At 70.2% G+C, this 17,441-nt stretch carries 17 protein-coding genes; 13 read left to right on the top strand and 4 right to left on the bottom strand.

Annotated elements, in window-relative coordinates; translation table 11 throughout:
- Positions 1-42 precede the first annotated feature (42 nt).
- On the top strand, positions 43-963 hold the full coding sequence (gene prcA / locus OG251_RS07495) for a proteasome subunit alpha (RefSeq protein ID WP_326676414.1): 921 nt from the start codon (positions 43-45) through the stop codon (positions 961-963).
- Positions 964-1,025: 62 nt separating this feature from the next.
- Here the strand turns inward: prcA and OG251_RS07490 are convergent, their stop codons facing one another.
- The gene (locus OG251_RS07490) at positions 1,026-2,066 is read right to left on the bottom strand and encodes a LacI family DNA-binding transcriptional regulator (protein ID WP_326676413.1); all 1,041 of its coding nucleotides are present in this window, start codon (positions 2,064-2,066) and stop codon (positions 1,026-1,028) included.
- A gap of 166 nt (positions 2,067-2,232) precedes the next feature.
- Between OG251_RS07490 and OG251_RS07485 the strand changes: the two genes are divergently transcribed.
- The 12 genes from OG251_RS07485 (at position 2,233) to OG251_RS07430 (ending at position 14,265) form a co-directional block, all read left to right on the top strand.
- Positions 2,233-3,492: an MFS transporter gene (locus OG251_RS07485; protein ID WP_326676412.1), complete on the top strand. Its 1,260-nt coding sequence runs from the start codon at positions 2,233-2,235 to the stop codon at positions 3,490-3,492.
- 9 nt (positions 3,493-3,501) lie between these two features.
- Positions 3,502-4,863, top strand: a complete 1,362-nt coding sequence (gene pafA / locus OG251_RS07480; protein ID WP_073729211.1) for a Pup--protein ligase — start codon at positions 3,502-3,504, stop codon at positions 4,861-4,863.
- A 126-nt stretch (positions 4,864-4,989) separates the two neighbouring features.
- A complete protein-coding gene (locus OG251_RS07475) occupies positions 4,990-5,928 on the top strand; it encodes an FKBP-type peptidyl-prolyl cis-trans isomerase (protein ID WP_073729213.1) in 939 nt (312 codons plus the stop codon).
- Positions 5,929-5,971: 43 nt separating this feature from the next.
- Complete coding sequence (locus OG251_RS07470) at positions 5,972-6,346, top strand: FKBP-type peptidyl-prolyl cis-trans isomerase (protein WP_326676411.1); 375 nt, start codon at positions 5,972-5,974, stop codon at positions 6,344-6,346.
- A 137-nt stretch (positions 6,347-6,483) separates the two neighbouring features.
- Positions 6,484-7,437: a helix-turn-helix transcriptional regulator gene (locus OG251_RS07465; RefSeq protein WP_073729217.1), complete on the top strand. Its 954-nt coding sequence runs from the start codon at positions 6,484-6,486 to the stop codon at positions 7,435-7,437.
- A 12-nt stretch (positions 7,438-7,449) separates the two neighbouring features.
- The gene (locus OG251_RS07460) at positions 7,450-8,406 is read left to right on the top strand and encodes a helix-turn-helix transcriptional regulator (RefSeq protein WP_326676410.1); all 957 of its coding nucleotides are present in this window, start codon (positions 7,450-7,452) and stop codon (positions 8,404-8,406) included.
- Positions 8,407-8,424: 18 nt separating this feature from the next.
- Positions 8,425-8,724 (top strand): hypothetical protein, encoded by a 300-nt coding sequence (locus tag OG251_RS07455; RefSeq protein ID WP_326676409.1) that lies wholly within the window; start codon positions 8,425-8,427, stop codon positions 8,722-8,724.
- 16 nt (positions 8,725-8,740) lie between these two features.
- Positions 8,741-8,938 carry a hypothetical protein gene (locus OG251_RS07450; protein ID WP_326676408.1) on the top strand — a complete coding sequence of 66 codons (198 nt, stop codon included), beginning with the start codon at positions 8,741-8,743 and terminating at the stop codon, positions 8,936-8,938.
- A 216-nt stretch (positions 8,939-9,154) separates the two neighbouring features.
- Positions 9,155-9,451 (top strand): Sec-independent protein translocase subunit TatA, encoded by a 297-nt coding sequence (gene tatA / locus OG251_RS07445; protein ID WP_073729225.1) that lies wholly within the window; start codon positions 9,155-9,157, stop codon positions 9,449-9,451.
- A 49-nt stretch (positions 9,452-9,500) separates the two neighbouring features.
- Positions 9,501-10,466 carry a twin-arginine translocase subunit TatC gene (gene tatC / locus OG251_RS07440; protein WP_326676407.1) on the top strand — a complete coding sequence of 322 codons (966 nt, stop codon included), beginning with the start codon at positions 9,501-9,503 and terminating at the stop codon, positions 10,464-10,466.
- Positions 10,467-10,484: 18 nt separating this feature from the next.
- Entirely contained in the window at positions 10,485-11,375 is an 891-nt protein-coding gene (locus OG251_RS07435; protein ID WP_326676406.1) for a diacylglycerol kinase, read from the top strand.
- 61 nt (positions 11,376-11,436) lie between these two features.
- Positions 11,437-14,265, top strand: coding sequence for a DEAD/DEAH box helicase (locus OG251_RS07430; protein ID WP_326676405.1), 2,829 nt, complete (start codon positions 11,437-11,439; stop codon positions 14,263-14,265).
- A 73-nt stretch (positions 14,266-14,338) separates the two neighbouring features.
- Here OG251_RS07430 and OG251_RS07425 read toward each other — a convergent pair whose 3' ends face one another.
- The 3 genes from OG251_RS07425 to OG251_RS07415 all read right to left on the bottom strand — a co-directional run bounded on the left by OG251_RS07425 (position 14,339) and on the right by OG251_RS07415 (position 17,409).
- Positions 14,339-15,439 carry an LLM class flavin-dependent oxidoreductase gene (locus OG251_RS07425; protein ID WP_326676404.1) on the bottom strand — a complete coding sequence of 367 codons (1,101 nt, stop codon included), beginning with the start codon at positions 15,437-15,439 and terminating at the stop codon, positions 14,339-14,341.
- Positions 15,440-15,817: 378 nt separating this feature from the next.
- Entirely contained in the window at positions 15,818-16,258 is a 441-nt protein-coding gene (locus tag OG251_RS07420) for an SPW repeat protein (RefSeq protein ID WP_326676403.1), read from the bottom strand.
- Positions 16,259-16,392: 134 nt separating this feature from the next.
- Positions 16,393-17,409, bottom strand: coding sequence for an ADP-ribosylglycohydrolase family protein (locus OG251_RS07415; protein WP_326676402.1), 1,017 nt, complete (start codon positions 17,407-17,409; stop codon positions 16,393-16,395).
- Between the last annotated feature and the right edge of the window lie 32 nt (positions 17,410-17,441).

The raw sequence follows: 17,441 nt of genomic DNA, 5'->3' as shown, positions 1-17,441 counted from the left end.
CCTTCGATGCACTCGTCACTGACAGAAAGGGACGGATAGCCGGTGTCGACGCCGTTCTATGTCTCACCTCAGCAGGCCATGGCCGACCGGGCGGAATACGCCCGGAAGGGCATCGCCCGTGGTCGCAGCCTGGTAGTGCTGCAGTACGCCGACGGCATTGTGTTCGTCGGCGAGAACCCGTCCCGTGCGCTGCACAAGTTCAGCGAGATCTATGACCGGATCGGCTTCGCGGCCGCCGGCAAGTACAACGAGTACGAGAACCTCCGCATCGGCGGCGTACGTTACGCGGACCTGCGGGGCTACACCTACGACCGCGACGATGTGACGGCCCGTGGGCTGGCCAACGTCTACGCGCAGACGCTGGGCACCATCTTCTCCAGCGCGGCCGAGAAGCCGTACGAGGTGGAGCTGGTGGTCGCCGAGGTCGGTGCCGCGGCCGAAGGCGACCAGATCTACCGGCTGCCGCACGACGGTTCCATCGTGGACGAGCACGGTTCGGTCGCGGTCGGCGGCAACGCGGAGCAGATCAGCAGCTTCCTGGACCAGCGCCATCGTGATGGCATGACGCTGGCGGAGGCGCTCAAGCTCGCCGTCCAGGCGTTGTCGCGCGAGCCCAACGGTGGCGAGCGGGAGATTCCCGCGGAGCGGCTGGAGGTCGCGGTTCTGGACCGTACGCGGCCGCAGCAGCGCAAGTTCAAGCGGATCGTCGGCCGGCAGCTGACGCGGCTGCTGGACGCGGACGCGGCGGGGACCACTCCGACGGACGCCCCGTCCGACATCGAGGACGCCGATTCCGCCGACGCGCCGGCCGAGTCGGCCGGTGCCAAGGAGGCCGGTGCCGAGGGGACGGGCGCCAAGAAGGCCGGCGCCAAGGGTGCCGGTGGATCCTCCACGGGCAAGGACGCTTCGGAGTCGTCGGAGTCGTCCGGAGCTTCGGAGACGCCGGAGTCGTCGCAGGAGTAGACCCCTGCGGTCAGGCTTGCTCCTGTGCCCCGGCCCGCGGTCCACCGCGTGCCGGGGCACAGTCATGAGCGGGCGGCGACTTCGGAAGGCGGGGCGGTGGAGCCGCGCACCACCAGTTCGACGGGCAGGCTGCCCGGTTCCGCGGGGCGGCCGTCCAGGACGGCGAGCAGCGCTCTCATGCCCCGTTCGCCGACCTGCTCGGCGGGCAGGCTCACCGTGGTGAGCTCCGGTTCCACCGCGGTGGCCAGGGCCAGATCGTCGAACCCGGTGACCGAGACGTCGTCCGGCACCCGCAGCCCGAGCCGGCGGACGGCCTTGCAGGCACCCGCGGCCAGGATGTCGTCGTCGCAGACGATCGCGGTCGGCCGGGGCCCGTCGGTGTCCAGTACCCGCGCGGTGGCCTCCCGCCCAGCGCGTACGTCGAGGGGCGCCCGGACGGTGTCGACTACGGCGTCCGGCACGTCCCGCAGAGCCTTGTGCAGGGCCTGGGCGCGGACCGCGAACGTCCAGGTGTCCACGGCGGACGCGAGGTGCACGAAGCGACGGTGCCCGAGGGACAGCAGATGCTCCACCACCTGCCGCATGCCGTCGGTGATGTCGAGGTTCACATGCGCGGCGGCTTCCGGGCCGGACGGGTCGCTGTCCAGCATGACCAGGGGCAGCTCGGCGCCGTGCAGCGCGCCGAGGGCATCGGCGGCCATGGAGGAGGCGATCACCCCGTCGAGAGCGGCGCGGGCGGAGGCGAAGGGGTCGCGGGCCGGGCCGGTGCCGTCGGGCGAGGGGTAGAGCACGACACCGAAATCGTGCTCGGCGGCGACGGCGGCGGCGCCGGTGTAGACCCGGGCGAAGAACTCGTTGGTCAGGGCGGGGACCACCAGCAGCGCGGTCCGGGTGCGGCCGAGGCGGAGGCTGCGGGCGGCGAGGTTCGGCCGGTAGTCGAGCTCCGTGGCGCGATCGCGTACCCGCTGCGCTGTGGCGTCCGACACCCGGCCGTGCCACTTGTCGCCGAGCACGAGGGAGACGGTGGCCTGGGAGACACCCGCCGCGCGGGCCACGTCGCGGCTGGTGGGCCGTGCCGGGGCGGGTGGCTGTGCGCTGGTCACTCGGGCCTCCGTGCGGGGTGGTGCGGGGTGACCGGGACGGGGCGGTGCGAGATCCCGGGGTGCCGCGAGGTGGACCCGCGGACTGCCGTCATGGTACGTATGTGCCTCGAAGTTATACGTAAAACCTCGGCGGGGCGGGAGTCCGGCCGGGGGTGAGGGGGCGGGAATGGCCGCGGGATATCTGGACATCCTCCGGGCGCGGCATGCCGCCCGGCTGCTGACCGGCACTCTGGTGGGGCGGCTGCCGAGCGGCACCGCGCACATCGCCATCGTGCTGTTCACCCGTGCCGAGGGCGGCAGCTACACACAGGCGGGCGCCCTCGCCGCCGCGTACGGCCTCGCGACGGCGGTCGGACAGCCGCTGCTCGGGCGGGCCGTCGACCTCTACGGGCAGCCGCGCATCCAGTTCCCCGCCGCGGTGCTCTCCGCGCTCGGTATGTCGCTGCTCGCCCTGGTGGGACTCGGCACGCTGCCGCTGGCCTACCTCGCGGTGATCGTCGCCGGACTCTTCACGCCGCCGCTGGAGGGCGGGCTGCGGGCCCTGTGGCCGAGCGTCCTGGGGCGCGAGGACCGGGTGCACCGGGCGTACGCCATGGACGCCGTGGCCCAGGAGGTGATGTTCACCGTCGGCCCGCTCCTGGTGACGGTCCTGGTCTCCCTCTGGTCGCCCGCCGCCGCGCTCCTCGTCATCAACGCGATAGGCGTCCTGGGCGCCCTGTCCGTCGTACTGTCGGAGCCCTCCCGCGCCTGGCGCTCGGCGCCCCGCGAGGCGCACTGGCTGGGTGCCCTGCGCTCGCCCGGACTCCTCGCGCTGCTCGGCGCGTTCTTCTTCGTCGGGCTCGCGCTGGGCTCGATCACCGTGGCGGGTGTCGCCTACGCGGACGACCACGGCAGGGAATCCGTGTACGGCTGGCTGATGGCCGCGCTCGGTCTCGGCGCGCTGATCGGCGGTGCGACCTACGGGGCACGGCAGTGGGCGGGCGCGCCGGAGCGGCGGCTGCGGGTGATCGTCGCTCTGCTGGCGCTGGGCTACCTGCCGTTGATGCTGACCCCCTCGGTGCCCGTGATGACGGCGCTCGCCGCGCTGGCCGGAGTGTTCCTGGCCCCGGCGATCGCCTGCTCCTTCATCGTCGTGGACCGGCATGCCCCGCGGGGCACGGTGACCGAGGCGTTCTCCTGGCTCGTCACCACGTTCGGCGTAGGCGCCGCGGCGGGAACGGCCGCGGCGGGCCCGGCGGTGGAGCTCGGCGGAACGGCGTGGAGCTTCGCGGTCGCGGGGGCCGGTGGGGTGGCCGCCCTGGTGGTTCTGCTGGCCACCGGAAGGGTCCTCGCAGATCCCGGGCGTACGACCGCTGTTGTGACGGGATCGGAAAATGATCGAAACGGTGCCGTCGAACCCGGTTTCAGCTCAGGCCATAAGGCGTAATGTTCAGTCATGGACCGCCGCATTTTCGGGCTGGAGAACGAGTACGGCGTCACGTGCACGTTCAGGGGACAGCGCCGACTGTCACCTGACGAAGTGGCGCGCTACCTCTTCCGCCGTGTTGTGTCATGGGGCCGCAGCAGCAACGTCTTTCTGCGGAACGGCGCCCGCCTCTACCTCGACGTGGGATCGCATCCGGAATATGCCACCCCCGAATGCGACAACGTGACCGAACTGGTCACGCACGACAAGGCCGGCGAACGCATTCTCGAAGGTTTGCTCGTCGACGCCGAACGCCGCCTGCACGAGGAGGGAATCGCGGGCGACGTCTATCTCTTCAAGAACAACACCGACTCGGCGGGGAACTCCTACGGATGCCATGAGAACTACCTCGTGGCCCGGCACGGAGAATTCTCCCGGCTCGCGGACATTCTCATTCCCTTCCTCGTCACCCGGCAGCTGATCTGCGGCGCGGGCAAGGTGCTCCAGACGCCGCGCGGAGCGGTCTACTGCGTCAGCCAGCGCGCCGAGCACATCTGGGAGGGCGTCAGCTCCGCGACGACCCGCTCGCGTCCGATCATCAACACCCGCGACGAACCCCACGCGGACGCGGAGCGGTACCGCCGCCTCCACGTCATCGTCGGTGACTCGAACATGTCCGAGACGACCATGCTCCTCAAGGTGGGCGCGACCGACCTGGTGCTCCGCATGATCGAGGCGGGCACCGTCATGCGGGACCTGACCCTGGAGAACCCGATCCGGGCGATCCGCGAGGTCAGCCACGACATCACCGGTCAGCGCAAGGTGCGCCTGGCCAGCGGCCGTGAGGCCTCGGCCATCGAGGTCCAGCGCGAGTACTACGAGAAGGCCGTCGACTTCGTCGAGCGCCGGGGCATCCGGACCGGCACCGTCGACCAGGTCCTCGAACTGTGGGGCCGCACCCTCGATGCCATCGAGGCCGAGGACCTCGACCGGATCGGCACCGAGATCGACTGGGTGATGAAGTACAAGCTCATCGAGCGGTACCGGGCCAAGCACAACATGACCATGTCGAATCCGCGGGTCGCCCAGATAGACCTCGCGTATCACGACATCCACCGTCGTCGCGGGCTCTACTACCTGCTGGAGCGCAAGGGCCAGGTCGCCCGCATCTGCAACGACATGAAGATCTTCGAGGGCAAATCGGTGCCCCCGCAGACCACCAGGGCGCGCCTGCGCGGTGATTTCATCCGCAGGGCGCAGGAGCAGCGGCGGGACTTCACCGTCGACTGGGTCCATCTCAAGCTCAACGACCAGGCGCAGAGAACGGTGTTGTGCAAGGACCCGTTCCGTTCCGTGGACGACCGAGTGGAGAAGTTGATCGCGGGTATGTGAGCCGACGACAGGACACGCCTCGGCTTCTCACACGACAGGGCCCCGTACGTTCCTCGTACGGGGCCCTGTGCACGGCCTAGAGTGTCCGGGACCCAACTACCGTGCCCCCTGAGATCTGAGGAACCAGTGCGCCGACTTGCCGGCCTTCTCGTCGTCCCCCTCCTGCTGCTGTCGACAGCGGCATGCGGCAGCGACGACAAGGCCTCCGACTCCGCCTCGTCGAAGAACGGAATGCCCGCGATCACCGCGGGTGCGAAGTTCGGCGAGAAGCCCACCCTCGCCAAGGGCAAGGGTGATCCGCCCAAGGAACTGAAGACCGAGGTCATCAGCGAGGGTGACGGCGCGAAGCTCAAGAACGGCGACGCGATCCAGGTCAACTATCTCGGGCAGTCGTGGGACTCCACCAAGCCGTTCGACAACAGTTTCGACCGTAAGCAGCCGTTCGACCTGACGCTCGGCGCCGGCATGGTCATCCAGGGCTGGGACAAGGGTCTCGTCGGGCAGAAGGTCGGCAGCCGTGTCCAGCTGGTCATCCCCCCGGCGCTCGGCTACGGCGAGCAGGGGCAGGGCGACATCAAGCCCAACGCCACCCTCGTCTTCGTCGTCGACGTCCTGAAGGCGACGCAGATCCCCGCCTCCGCCAAGGGCAGTGAGGTCGCCCAGGACAACATCGACCTGCCGAAGGTCGGTACGAAGACCGACGGCAAGGCGCCGACCGTCACGATCCCCAAGAGCGATCCGCCGAAGAAGCTGGTCTCCAACTACATCCTGGAGTCCGACGGTGCGGTCATCAAGGAGAGCGACAGTGTCGTCGTGAACTATGTGGGTCTGGTGTGGAAGGGTGGCAAGCAGTTCGACAGCACCTACGCACAGGGCAAGACCCAGACCTTCCCGCTGGCCCAGATCACCCTCAAGGGGCTCAAGGACGGTCTGATCGACAAGAAGGTCGGCAGCCGGGTGCTGCTCGTCATCCCGCCGGACCAGGCGTTCGGTGACAAGGCCCAGCAGAGCATCCCCGCCAAGTCCACGCTGATCTTCGCCGTGGACATCCTGGCGAAGATGTAAGACTGTCCCGGTTGCCCAGTTCATCATTTAGAGGAGCAGTTCAGTGAACATCGAGAAGCCCGAGATCGACTTCCCGGGTGGCGAGCCGCCGGTCGACCTTCAGATCAAGGACATCTGGGAGGGCGACGGCCCCGTCGCCAAGGCCGGCGACAGCGTCTCCGTCCACTACGTGGGTGTGGCCTTCTCCACCGGCGAGGAGTTCGACGCTTCGTGGAACCGCGGCACCCCGCTGCGTTTCCAGCTCGGTGCCGGTCAGGTCATCTCCGGCTGGGACCAGGGCGTCCAGGGCATGAAGGTCGGCGGCCGTCGCGAGCTGACCATCCCCGCGCACCTCGCGTACGGTGACCGCGGCGCCGGTGGCGGCTCCATCGCCCCGGGCGAGACGCTGATCTTCGTCTGCGACCTGGTCGGAGTCTGACCGGTCCGTCGGACGTGAGTGAGGGCCCATGCCGTACGGCATGGGCCCTCACGCTGTCCGGCGCGGGACCTCGCTTTTTGTTCGGACACCCGGGGGCGGTACGGTCGACGGTCATAGCATGGAGAGAAAGGGCGTCGATGGCGATTGCCAAGGCCGAGCGGCTGATGAACCTGGCGCTGTGTCTGCTGGGAACCCGGCGCCCGCTCAGTAAGCGTGAGCTTCGCGGCTCCATCGAGGCATACCTGGAAGCCGGCTCCGACGACTCCTTCAACCGGATGTTCGAGCGGGACAAGGACGACCTGCGGGAACTCGGACTGATCATCGAGACCGTGGAGAACCTGGACGGCGACACCGGGTATCTGGCACGCCGCGACAGCAACCGGCTGCCGCCCATCACGCTGGACGCCGAGGAGGCCGCCGCGCTCGGGCTCGCCGCCAAGGTGTGGCAGCAGGCCCGGCTCGCCGGGGCGGCCAGCGGCGCGCTGCAGAAGCTGCGGGCCGCGGGCATGCCGGAGGCGGAGGACGCGTACGAGGTCCACAGCGCCCTCGAACCCCGCATTCCGGTGCATGAGGCGGCCTTCGAGCCGCTGATGCTGGCCTGCCGTGACCGCCGCCCGGTCACCTTCGACTACCGCAAGGCGAACTCGGCCCGGCCCGCACAGCGCCAGGTCGAGCCCTGGACCCTGGAGTGCTGGCGCGGGCACTGGTACCTGGCGGGCTGGGACCGGGACCGGGGTGCGGAGCGGGTGTTCCGGCTGTCCCGGATCGCCGGCAAGGTGCGCTCCAGGTCCGGCGCCTTCACCGCCGAGGTGCCCGACGTGGTGACGGTGCGCGAGACCGTCGAGAGCTGGGCGGGGGAGACCGCGACCAGGACCGCGCGGATCAGGCTGCGGTCCGGTTCCGGCTACCCGCTGCGCTCACGCGCGATAGCGGTACGGGAACTCGGCGACGGGTGGGACGAGTTGGAGATCCCGTACGGGCACGGCCTGGACGCCTGGCTCGTCGAGTTCGGCCCGGACGTCGTCGTGGAGGAGCCCGCCGACCTGCGGGCCGATGTGGTGGACCGGCTGCGCGCCGTGGCCAAGGACTAGGGGACCGTACCGATGGCCACGAACGCGATCGACCAGACCCGCCGGATGCTCTCCCTGGTGACGTATCTGCGCGAGCGCCCCGGCGCGCACGTCCAGGACGTGGCCCGCGCCTTCGGGATCACCGAGGACGAGCTGATCTCGGACCTCGATGTGCTCCCCATGTGCGGGACCAGCTTCCGGGGCGGGGACCTGCTGGACATCGACACCGACGGTGACCGCATCTGGTGGCACAACCCCGACGACGTGGCCGAGCCGCTGCGGCTCGCCGCCGACGAGGCCACCGCCCTGCTCGTCGCGGCACGCGCCGTGGCGACCCTGCCCGGACTGCGCGAGAGCGACCGGCTGGCCCTGGTGCGGGCGACCGCCAAGCTGGAGACGGCGGCCGGTGAGGTCGGGGCGGCGAGCTCCCGGCTCTCGGTGACCTTCGAATCGGAGGGCGGGGTCTTCGCCGATGTCGACCGGGCGATCTCCGAGCGGCGCAGGCTCTGGCTGCGTTACTACTCGCCCGCGCGCGACGAGCTGACCGAACGCGAGGTGGACCCGATCCGGCTGTTCGCCGTCGGGCACACCTATATGGAGGGCTGGTGCCGGCTCTCCGAGGCCCGGCGCACCTTCCGGCTGGACCGGGTCGCCGAGATCCGGCTGCTCGACGCCCCGGCCGCGCCCCCTGAACTGGAACTGCGGGACCTGTCGGAAGGGCTGGTGCAGCCCTCGGCGCAGGACCCGGAGGTCGTCATCGAGGTGGGGCCCGGTGGCCGGTGGGTCGCCGAGTACTACCCGCACGACAGCGCGGAGGAGCGCCCCGACGGCGGGCTGCGGATCACGCTGCGGACCCCGGACCCGGCCTCGCTGCGCAGGCTCGCGCTGCGACTGGGCGGCGAAGGCCGCATCGTGTCCCCGCCCGAACTGGCGGAGAGCGCGCGGCGGGCGGCCCGGAACGCGCTGGCGGCCTACGACGGCGTGGCCTGAGCGGCGACCGGAGGAGATATGGATCATATGTCTGTGGTGTCGGGTGTGACGGTGCTGGCGGTGCCGTCCTCCGGGCCCGTTCCCGTCCCGGTCCCCGCCGCCGTTCGGTTCCGGGCCGCCTGCCCGGACTGCCGCGGGCGCTTCGAACTCGCCGCGGACGCCCTGCGCCTCGCGATCGGTGCCGGCCGCCGCACCACGTTCTACTCCTTCACCTGCCCCGAGTGCGGCGCGGCGGTCCGCAAGCCCGCCGGGGAACGCATCATCGAACTCCTCACCGGCGGCGGCGTCTCCACGCTGCGCCTGCACACCGCCCCGTAGGAAGAGGCTCTGCCGCATGTTCTGGCCCATGCTCGCCATCGCCCTGGGATTCCTGGGCATCGCCGTACTCGGTGTCCTCGCCATCAAGGTGTTCGTCGAAGCGCAGCGGCTGGGCCGTCAGGTGTCCGCCACCACGCGGCGCATCAACCGAGCGGCCGAGGACCTCGAACGAGCGGCGACCGACCTCGCCGCCACCGGGGATGCCCTGCGATAGCAGGGCCGCGGCCTGATGTTTCTCCACTTCGGGGGGTACGCTGCTGGGGTCGGCCCAGGCAGGGAGGTGCGGGCCGCAATCGGGAGTACGCACGGGCATTGCCTGACGTTTACCCCTGCGGGTTACGATCGCTGCCAGCGCACAGGTCGGACGTATGTCCTGCCGAACGGGTAGCGAGCCCACCCTCCAGTCGCCTCAGTGAGAAGGAAGTCGCACATGATCGGCAATCTGAAGCCCCTCGAGATCGTTCTGATCATCGCTGTCATCCTGCTGCTCTTCGGTGCCAAGAAGCTTCCCGACATGGCGCGTTCGCTCGGCAAGTCGGCCCGCATCCTCAAGAGCGAGGCCAAGGCCATGAAGAAGGACGACGCCGAGCCGGCGGCGCCCACGACGGAGACCGTCGCGGACCAGACCCCGCCGCAGTCCACCGCCGCACGCACCATCCAGGCCGCTCCGGGAGATGTCACCAGCTCCCGCCCGGTCAACGAGGCCAAGCCCACCACCCAGAGCTGACAGCTGACACGCTCCGCCGACAGCTGCTGCACGAGACGAGGGAAGTGGGTTGCTCAAGTCTGCCCGCAAGCAGGAGAAGGACGACGAGGGGCGCATGCCCCTCCTCGATCACCTGCGTGAGCTGCGTAACCGGCTTCTGAAGGCCGTCCTCGCGATCGTCGTGGTGACGATCGTCGCCGCCTTCTTCCAGAAGGAAATCTACGACTTCCTTCTGCGCCCGCTGCTGACTTCGGTCGGCTGCAAGGACGGCGTGGTCATCGCGATCAACGGGAAACCGTGCGCGCTGCTCAAGACCGACACCCTGATGGCGCCCTTCACCAACGCCCTCAAGGTCGCGCTGATGTCCGGCGTGCTGATCGCCACCCCGGTCTGGCTCTACCAGCTGTGGGCCTTCGTCGCGCCGGGACTGCACAACGGAGAGAAGCGGTACGCGTACGGCTTCGCCGTCGTGGGCGCCCCGCTCTTCCTCGCCGGTGGCTATCTCGCCTACGCGATCCTTCCGCAGACGGCCGAGATCATGCTCGGCTTCAGCCCCGAGAGCGTACAGAACCAGATCGGGCTCGACAGTTATCTGGATCTGCTCACCCGCATGGTGATCGTCTTCGGCCTGGCCTTCGAGCTGCCGCTGCTGCTCATCGCGCTGAACATGACGGGTGTCGTCTCCGGCAAGCGGATGCTCACCTGGTGGCGCGGCATGATCGTGGGGCTCACCGCGTTCGCCGCCATCGCGACCCCCGGCGGAGAGCCGGTGTCCATGCTGCTGCTCGCCGGACCGCTCGCGCTGCTGTACTTCATCGCGGTCGGCTTCTCCCTGCTGAACGACAAGCGGAAGAACCGCAACAACCCCGACGCCGAACTCGACGACGACGAAGCCTCGCAGCTCGACCTCACTCCCGAGGACGTCGGAGGGGTGGAGAACGTGTCCGCCTCGCGCAAGGCCCTTCCGGGACAGGCTTCCGGGGAGTCCGACCGTGCGGACGGGCACCGGCTGAACGGTTACGACGACATCACCTGACCTTGTAGGGTCCGGCGGGTGACCAGCGAGATCACCCTTTTCGTCAATCCCACCGCAGGACGCGGCCGGGGCGCGCACGCCGCGCAGCCGGCCGCTTCCGCGTTGCGGGACGCCGGATTCTCCGTCCGCACGGTTCTCGGTGAGGACGCCGACGACGCCCTGCACCGGGCCCGGCAGGCCGTGGCCGCCGGGACCGGGGCGCTGATAGCCGTGGGCGGGGACGGGCTGATGTCCCTCGCCCTCCAGGCCGTCGCCGGGACCACGACACCCCTCGGTGTCGTCGCCGTCGGCACCGGCAACGACTTCGCCCGTGCGCTGGGCCTGCCGGTCCGGGACCCGGCCGCCGCCGGACGGCTGGCCGCGAGGGCGCTCAAGTCCGGGGGTGTGCGCGACATCGACCTCGGCCGGGCCGGGGAGCGGTGGTTCGGGTCGGTGCTCGCCTCCGGCTTCGACTCGCGGGTGAACGACCGGGGCAACCGGATGCGCTGGGTCGGCGGCCGGTTCAAGTACGACCTCGCGATCCTCGCCGAGCTGGCCGCGTTCCGGCCGATCCCGTACCGGATACGGCTGGACGGCGGCGACGTCCGGGAGATCGAGGCGACACTGATCGCCGTCGGCAACGGGAGCACGTACGGCGGCGGCATGCGGATCTGCGCGGACGCCGTGATGGACGACGGGCTCTTCGACGTCACCGTGGTCGCGGACTGCGGCCGGGCCACGCTGCTCAAGGTGTTCCCGAAGGTCTACCGGGGGACGCACCTGAGCCACCCCAAGGTCACCGTGCACCGGGTCTCCTCGATCGAGCTGGCGGCGGCCGGTGTGACCGCGTACGCGGACGGTGAACCGCTGGGGCCGCTGCCGCTCACCGCCACCTGTGTGCCCGGCGCGGTCAGGGTGCTCACCGGGTGAACCGATCGGCGATTTAAAGATCGGGCTGACTGTCGGAGGTGGCGGGTAGGCTCGTATCAAGATGACAGAGGACCTCTCACCAGCTGAGCGATACCAGGCTTCTCGGGTCCGTGCGGCCGAGCAGGCCACGGCCCTCGGGCCCTTCCGAGACATGTACGAATTCGGACTGGACCCGTTCCAGATCGAGGCCTGCCAGGCACTGGAGGCGGGCAAGGGGGTGCTGGTCGCGGCCCCCACCGGGTCGGGCAAGACGATCGTCGGCGAGTTCGCCGTGCACCTGGCGTTGGCGCAGGGCCGCAAGTGCTTCTACACGACGCCCATCAAGGCCCTGTCCAACCAGAAGTTCGCCGATCTGGTCAAGCGCTACGGCGCGGACAAGGTCGGTCTGCTGACCGGGGACAACAGCGTCAACTCGGAGGCACCGGTGGTCGTCATGACCACCGAGGTCCTGCGGAACATGCTGTACGCGGGCTCCCAGTCCCTGACCGGCCTCGGCTACGTCGTGATGGACGAGGTGCACTACCTCTCCGACCGCTTCCGCGGCGCCGTGTGGGAAGAAGTGATCATTCATCTGCCCGAGTCGGTGACTCTGGTGTCCCTCTCGGCGACCGTGTCCAACGCCGAGGAGTTCGGTGACTGGCTGGACACCGTCCGCGGCGACACCGAAGTGATCGTCTCCGAGCACCGGCCCGTGCCGCTCTGGCAGCACGTCATGGCCGGGCGCAAGATGTACGACCTCTTCGAGGAGGAGACCGACCACGGCGGCCGCGGCGCCGGACGCCGTGAGGTCAACCCCGATCTCGTCCGGCTGGCCCGGATGGAGAATCAGCGTGGGTACAACCCGCGCGAGCGCCGCCGCGGCAAGATGGTGCGCGAGGCGGACCGCGAGCGCGAGCGGCGTCAGCGCAGCCGGATCTGGACGCCGGGCCGCCCCGAGGTCATCGACCGGCTGGACACCGAAGGGCTCCTGCCCGCCATCACGTTCATCTTCAGCCGGGCCGGCTGCGAGGCCGCCGTACAGCAGTGTCTGCACGCCGGGCTGCGGCTCAACGACGAGGCCAAGCGCCGGCTGGTGCGGGAGATCGTCGAGGAGCGGACCGCGTCCATCCCCGGCGAGGACCTCCATGTCCTCGGCTACTACGAATGGCTCGAAGGCCTGGAGCGGGGCATCGCCGCGCACCACGCGGGGATGCTGCCGACGTTCAAGGAGGTCGTCGAGGAGCTGTTCGTGCGCGGCCTCGTCAAGGCCGTCTTCGCCACCGAGACACTGGCACTCGGCATCAACATGCCGGCGCGTTCGGTGGTGCTGGAGAAGCTGGTCAAGTGGAACGGCGAGCAGCACGCCGACATCACGCCCGGCGAGTACACCCAGCTCACCGGCCGGGCCGGACGCCGGGGCATCGACGTCGAGGGCCACGCGGTGGTCCTGTGGCAGCGGGGGATGGACCCGACGGCGCTGGCGGGCCTCGCCGGTACGCGTACCTATCCGCTGCGCTCCAGCTTCCGCCCCTCGTACAACATGGCGGTGAACCTTGTGCAGCAGTTCGGGCGGCACCGTTCGCGTGAGCTGCTGGAGACCTCCTTCGCCCAGTTCCAGGCCGACCGGTCCGTCGTCGGGATCTCCCGGCAGGTCCAGCGGAACGAGGAGGGGCTGGAGGGTTACCGGGAGGGCATGACCTGTCATCTCGGCGACTTCGAGGAGTACGCGCGCATGCGGCGCGACCTCAAGGACCGGGAGACGGAGCTGGCCAAGCAGGGCGCCGCACAGCGGCGGGCCGCGGCCGCGTCGTCCCTGGAGAAGCTGAAGCCCGGTGATGTCATCCATGTGCCGACCGGCAAGTTCGCCGGGCTGGCGCTGGTGCTGGATCCGGGGCTGCCGGCCGGGCGGGCCAACGGGCATCGCGGATTCGACCAGCACGACGGTCCGCGCCCGCTGGTGCTGACCGCCGAGCGGCAGGTCAAGCGGCTGGCGTCGATCGACTTCCCGGTGCCGGTGGAGGCGCTGGAGCGGATGCGTGTCCCGAAGTCGTTCAATCCGCGCTCGCCGCAGTCGCGCCGTGATCTGGCGTCCGCGCTGCGGACCAAGGCGGGGCACATCGAGCCGGAGCGGCACCGCAAGCAGCGGGCCGCGGCGGCCGACGACCGGGAGATCACCAGGCTGCGCACCGAACTGCGCGCGCACCCCTGCCACGGGTGCGACGAGCGGGAGGACCACGCCCGGTGGGCCGAGCGGTACCACCGGCTGCAGCGCGACACCCGGCAGCTGGAGCACCGGATCGAGGGGCGGACGAACACGATCGCCCGGACCTTCGACCGGATCGTCGCGCTGCTCACCGAGCTGGACTACCTCCAGGGCAGCGAGGTCACCGACAACGGCAGACGGCTCGCCCGCCTCTACGGTGAGCTGGACCTGCTCGCCAGCGAGTGCCTGCGGGAGGGTGTCTGGGAAGGGCTGAACCCCGCCGAACTCGCCGCGTGCGTCTCGGCGTTGGTGTACGAGGCGCGGCAGGCGGACGACGCGGTGGCCCCCAAGCTGCCGTCCGGGCCCGCGAAGACCGCCATGGCCGAGATGGTCCGTATCTGGGGCCGGCTCGACGCCCTGGAGGAGGACTTCAAGATCAACCAGACCGAGGGGGTCGGACAGCGCGAGCCCGACCTCGGGTTCGCCTGGGCGGTCTACATGTGGGCCTCCGGGCGCACGCTGGACGAGGTGCTGCGCGAGGCGGAGATGCCGGCGGGGGACTTCGTACGGTGGTGCAAGCAGGTGATCGACGTGCTGGGGCAGGTCGCCGCCGCCGCTCCGCGGGACGGGAGTTCGGTGGCGAAGAACGCGCGCAAGGCCGTGGACGGGGTGCTGCGGGGCGTGGTGGCGTACAGCTCCGTGGGGTGATCGTCGGGCGGGGCGGGCAGGGGGTGTTCCCCCTCTGCCCGCCCCTTCCCGCGGCCGGGTGCGGCGGGGTTGCTCAGGCCGCTTGCCTGGACGCGTCCCGTTTGGCCACTTCCTCGCGGACGAGGGGAATCACGAACCGGCCGAAGTCGATGGCGTCGTCCAGCAGGTCGTAGCCGCGGGCGGAGAGGATGTCCACGCCCAGGTCGTAGTAGTCGAGCAGCGCCTGCGCCACCGTTTCCGGTGTGCCCACCAGCGCCGTCGAGTTGCCCCCGCCGCCCGTCTCGGCCGCGGTGGGTGTCCACAGCGCCCGGTCGTGGCGCTCGCTCTGCGCGGCCACTCTGAGCAGCCGCTGCGAACCGGAGTTCTCGGGGTTCGTCAACGGGTGGCGGCGGGCCGGTGGGGTGCCGGCCCTGCGGGCCTTGATGCGGTCGAGCGTGCGATGTGCCTTCTCCCACGCCAGTTCCTCGGTCGGCGCGATGATCGGGCGGAACGCGACCTGGATCTTCGGGACGTCCGTGCGGCCCGCGGCCTTCGCGGCGGCCTTCACCGACTCGATCTGTTCGGCGGTCTCGGCGAGCGGTTCGCCCCAGAGGCAGTAGATGTCGGCCTCGGCGCCTCCGGCCGCGTAGGCGGCGGCCGACGATCCGCCGAACGAGACGCGCGGATGCGGCTGTTGGACCGGGAAGGTGTCGCTCACGAAGTCGTTGAAGCGGTAGTGCGTACCCTCGTGGTCGAAGGGCTCGTGCGAGGTCCAGGCCTTCTTGATGATCTGGATGGCCTCGCGGGTACGCGCGTACCGCTCGTCCTTCGTGAGGAAGTCGCCCTCGCGCTGCTGCTCGTGGTCGTTCCCGCCGGTGATGAAGTGCACGGCGAGGCGTCCGTCGCTGATCCGGTCCAGGGTCGCGAAGGTCTTGGCCGCGAAGGTGGGGTACGAGACGTTGGGGCGGTGGGCCACCAGGATCTGCAGGGTCTCGGTCCGGGCGGCTATGTACGCGGCGGCGGGGGACGGGTCGGGGGAGCCCGAGCCGTAGGCGAACAGCACCCGGTCCCAGCCGTGGTCCTGGTGGGCGCGGGCCAGCTTGAGCGTGTACTCCTTGTCGAAGGACGCCCCCGAGCGGGCGGTCACTTCGGAACCTTCATTGGTCGCTGCGATGCCGAGGAACTCGACGGGCATGGCGAAGCCTCATCTCGTGCTGCGGTGGAAACCGGTCGTGTCGGGGAATGCCGTGACGTGGAGCGGTCAAGGACGACACGAGGATGACCACACTCGACCGAAGTCGATGTGGTCACGGGTGACCAGCCGCAGCTGAGGGCGCATTCGCCCAGTGGAACAGGCGTGTTGGTGTCTCGTCAACCATGGGCCGGTGGGCGGACCGGGCCGGTGGGCGGACCGGGCCGGTGGGCGGACCGGGCCGGTGGGCGGACCGGGCCGGTGGGCGGACCGGGCCGGTGGCGCCGGACACGCGGCCCGTGGTGCGGGCAGGGGTGGTGGCCGCAGCCCTCGTCCGAGAGCCCGCGGCCACGACGGTCCCCCGCCCGTGGTGCGGCTCGGTCAGATCTTCCTGCGGCTCCTCGCCGCCGTTCCCGCGCAGATCAGTCCCAGCAGGACGGTCAGCCCACCGACGACGACGTTGTTGATGATGACCCCGGTGTCCGGGCTGCTGCCCACGACCCAGGTCGACACGATGATCCAGGCACCCATGGCGCACATGGCCCAGCTCAGGCCGTACATGCGCTCAGGCATGACGGAGAATCCCAGTGCCAGCACGGCGATGGCGATACCCATCACGAGGTTGTGCGTCACGAGCGCGGGCTGGCTCGCGGTGAAGTGGAGCACCCACGGCGAGACGGCGCAGTACAGACCGACGAGGAACGCCGGTCCGTCCACCAGCGCCACGTCGCGGCCACCGAGCATACGGTCGTACCGCTCGCGCATTTCGGGGACATCCGGGTGACCGGCCAGGTCACGCCGGGTGTGTGAGACGTTGCTCATGAGTTTTCGTCTCCTTCGGTCCAACAGGCCCGACCGCTGTGGGGAGTGTGCGGAAAGTGCCTGCAGATACCATTCTGCTCTTATCTCTCCCTTATGCGTAGATTTATCTCACTGTGCGGTCGGCGGATGTACGGTCACGGGCCGTCGGACCCGGCATGGCACGGTCTTCCGGGTCGTCCCGCCGTCCAACGGTTCCGCCGTCCTGCCGTCCCGCCGTCCAGTTGTTCCGCCAGCGACACCAGATCGTCGGTCCTCAGTACCCGGTCCCCGTACCCGGGCAGGGGGACGTGCAGGGGCTCCGTCCAGCGTTCCGGGATCGCAGCGGCCCCGTACACCGCGCCCGCGAGGCCGCCCGTCACCGCCGCGACCGTGTCGGTGTCTCCGCCCACGTCGACGGCCGCCACCAGCGCGTTCTCGAAGCAGTCCGTCGTGCGCAGCGCCCACAGCGCGGTGCCCAGGCACGGCCACACCGCACCGTTGAACTCGGTCGCCCTGTCCGGGTGCCAGCCGGGCGCCAGGTTGGCGGCCCACCGCGCACGGTGATCCTCGTGTACGTGCTCCAGGACGTCGGGTACGGCGGCGAGCGGGTCGCCGCCGGCCAGCGCCACCCGGACCAGTTCGTGGAAGAGGGCGGTGCCTTCCCAGGCCGCCCGGTCACCATGCGTCAGCGCCGCGATCCGGCGGGCCGCGTCCATGGTCGCCGCTCGGCCCGCCCCCGCGAAGTACACCGCCGAGGTGGTGGCCCGCATCAGGCAACCGTTGCCCGCGGCCCGTCCGTTGACCTGGAAGTGCAGCGCGGCGGCCAGGTCCCAGGGATCACCGCTCGTCAGGACGTCCTCGGTCTGCAGACCGATGTCCTTCGGATCGCCCGCCGCCCACCGCCGGAACCGGCCGAACATCTCCGGCAGGTCCAGGGCGCCGCGCTCCAGCAGGGACTCCCCGACGAGAACCGCCATCTGCGTGTCGTCCGTCGCCTCGCCCGGATCCCAGCCGCCGCCCCCGCACATCGTGCCGACGCCGTCCGGGAAGCGGGCCGTGAACGCTCCGGCGGCGCCGAACTCGAACGGCGCCCCCAGCGCGTCACCGGCCGCCGAGCCGACGACGGCTCCCGACACCCGGGCCGTGCGGGATACCTGATCCAGCGGGTTCATCGGGCCAGGGTAGGGCGGGCGGCACGCCCCGC

This window comes from Streptomyces sp. NBC_01237, from assembly GCF_035917275.1.
Lineage (GTDB): Bacteria > Actinomycetota > Actinomycetes > Streptomycetales > Streptomycetaceae > Streptomyces.
This window is presented reverse-complemented; position numbering and strand designations above follow the sequence as displayed.

Excerpts from the sequence above, each read along its gene's own strand:
- OG251_RS07460 (WP_326676410.1), top strand. The coding sequence starts at position 7,450 with ATGGCCACGAACGCGATCGACCAGACCCGCCGGATGCTCTCCCTGGTG.
- OG251_RS07485 (WP_326676412.1), top strand. The coding sequence starts at position 2,233 with ATGGCCGCGGGATATCTGGACATCCTCCGGGCGCGGCATGCCGCCCGG.
- OG251_RS07425 (WP_326676404.1), bottom strand. The coding sequence starts at position 15,439 with ATGCCCGTCGAGTTCCTCGGCATCGCAGCGACCAATGAAGGTTCCGAA.
- OG251_RS07450 (WP_326676408.1), top strand. The coding sequence starts at position 8,741 with ATGTTCTGGCCCATGCTCGCCATCGCCCTGGGATTCCTGGGCATCGCC.
- OG251_RS07420 (WP_326676403.1), bottom strand. The coding sequence starts at position 16,258 with ATGAGCAACGTCTCACACACCCGGCGTGACCTGGCCGGTCACCCGGAT.
- pafA (WP_073729211.1), top strand. The coding sequence starts at position 3,502 with ATGGACCGCCGCATTTTCGGGCTGGAGAACGAGTACGGCGTCACGTGC.
- OG251_RS07415 (WP_326676402.1), bottom strand. The coding sequence starts at position 17,409 with ATGAACCCGCTGGATCAGGTATCCCGCACGGCCCGGGTGTCGGGAGCC.
- OG251_RS07455 (WP_326676409.1), top strand. The coding sequence starts at position 8,425 with ATGGATCATATGTCTGTGGTGTCGGGTGTGACGGTGCTGGCGGTGCCG.
- tatA (WP_073729225.1), top strand. The coding sequence starts at position 9,155 with ATGATCGGCAATCTGAAGCCCCTCGAGATCGTTCTGATCATCGCTGTC.
- OG251_RS07465 (WP_073729217.1), top strand. The coding sequence starts at position 6,484 with ATGGCGATTGCCAAGGCCGAGCGGCTGATGAACCTGGCGCTGTGTCTG.
- OG251_RS07430 (WP_326676405.1), top strand. The coding sequence starts at position 11,437 with ATGACAGAGGACCTCTCACCAGCTGAGCGATACCAGGCTTCTCGGGTC.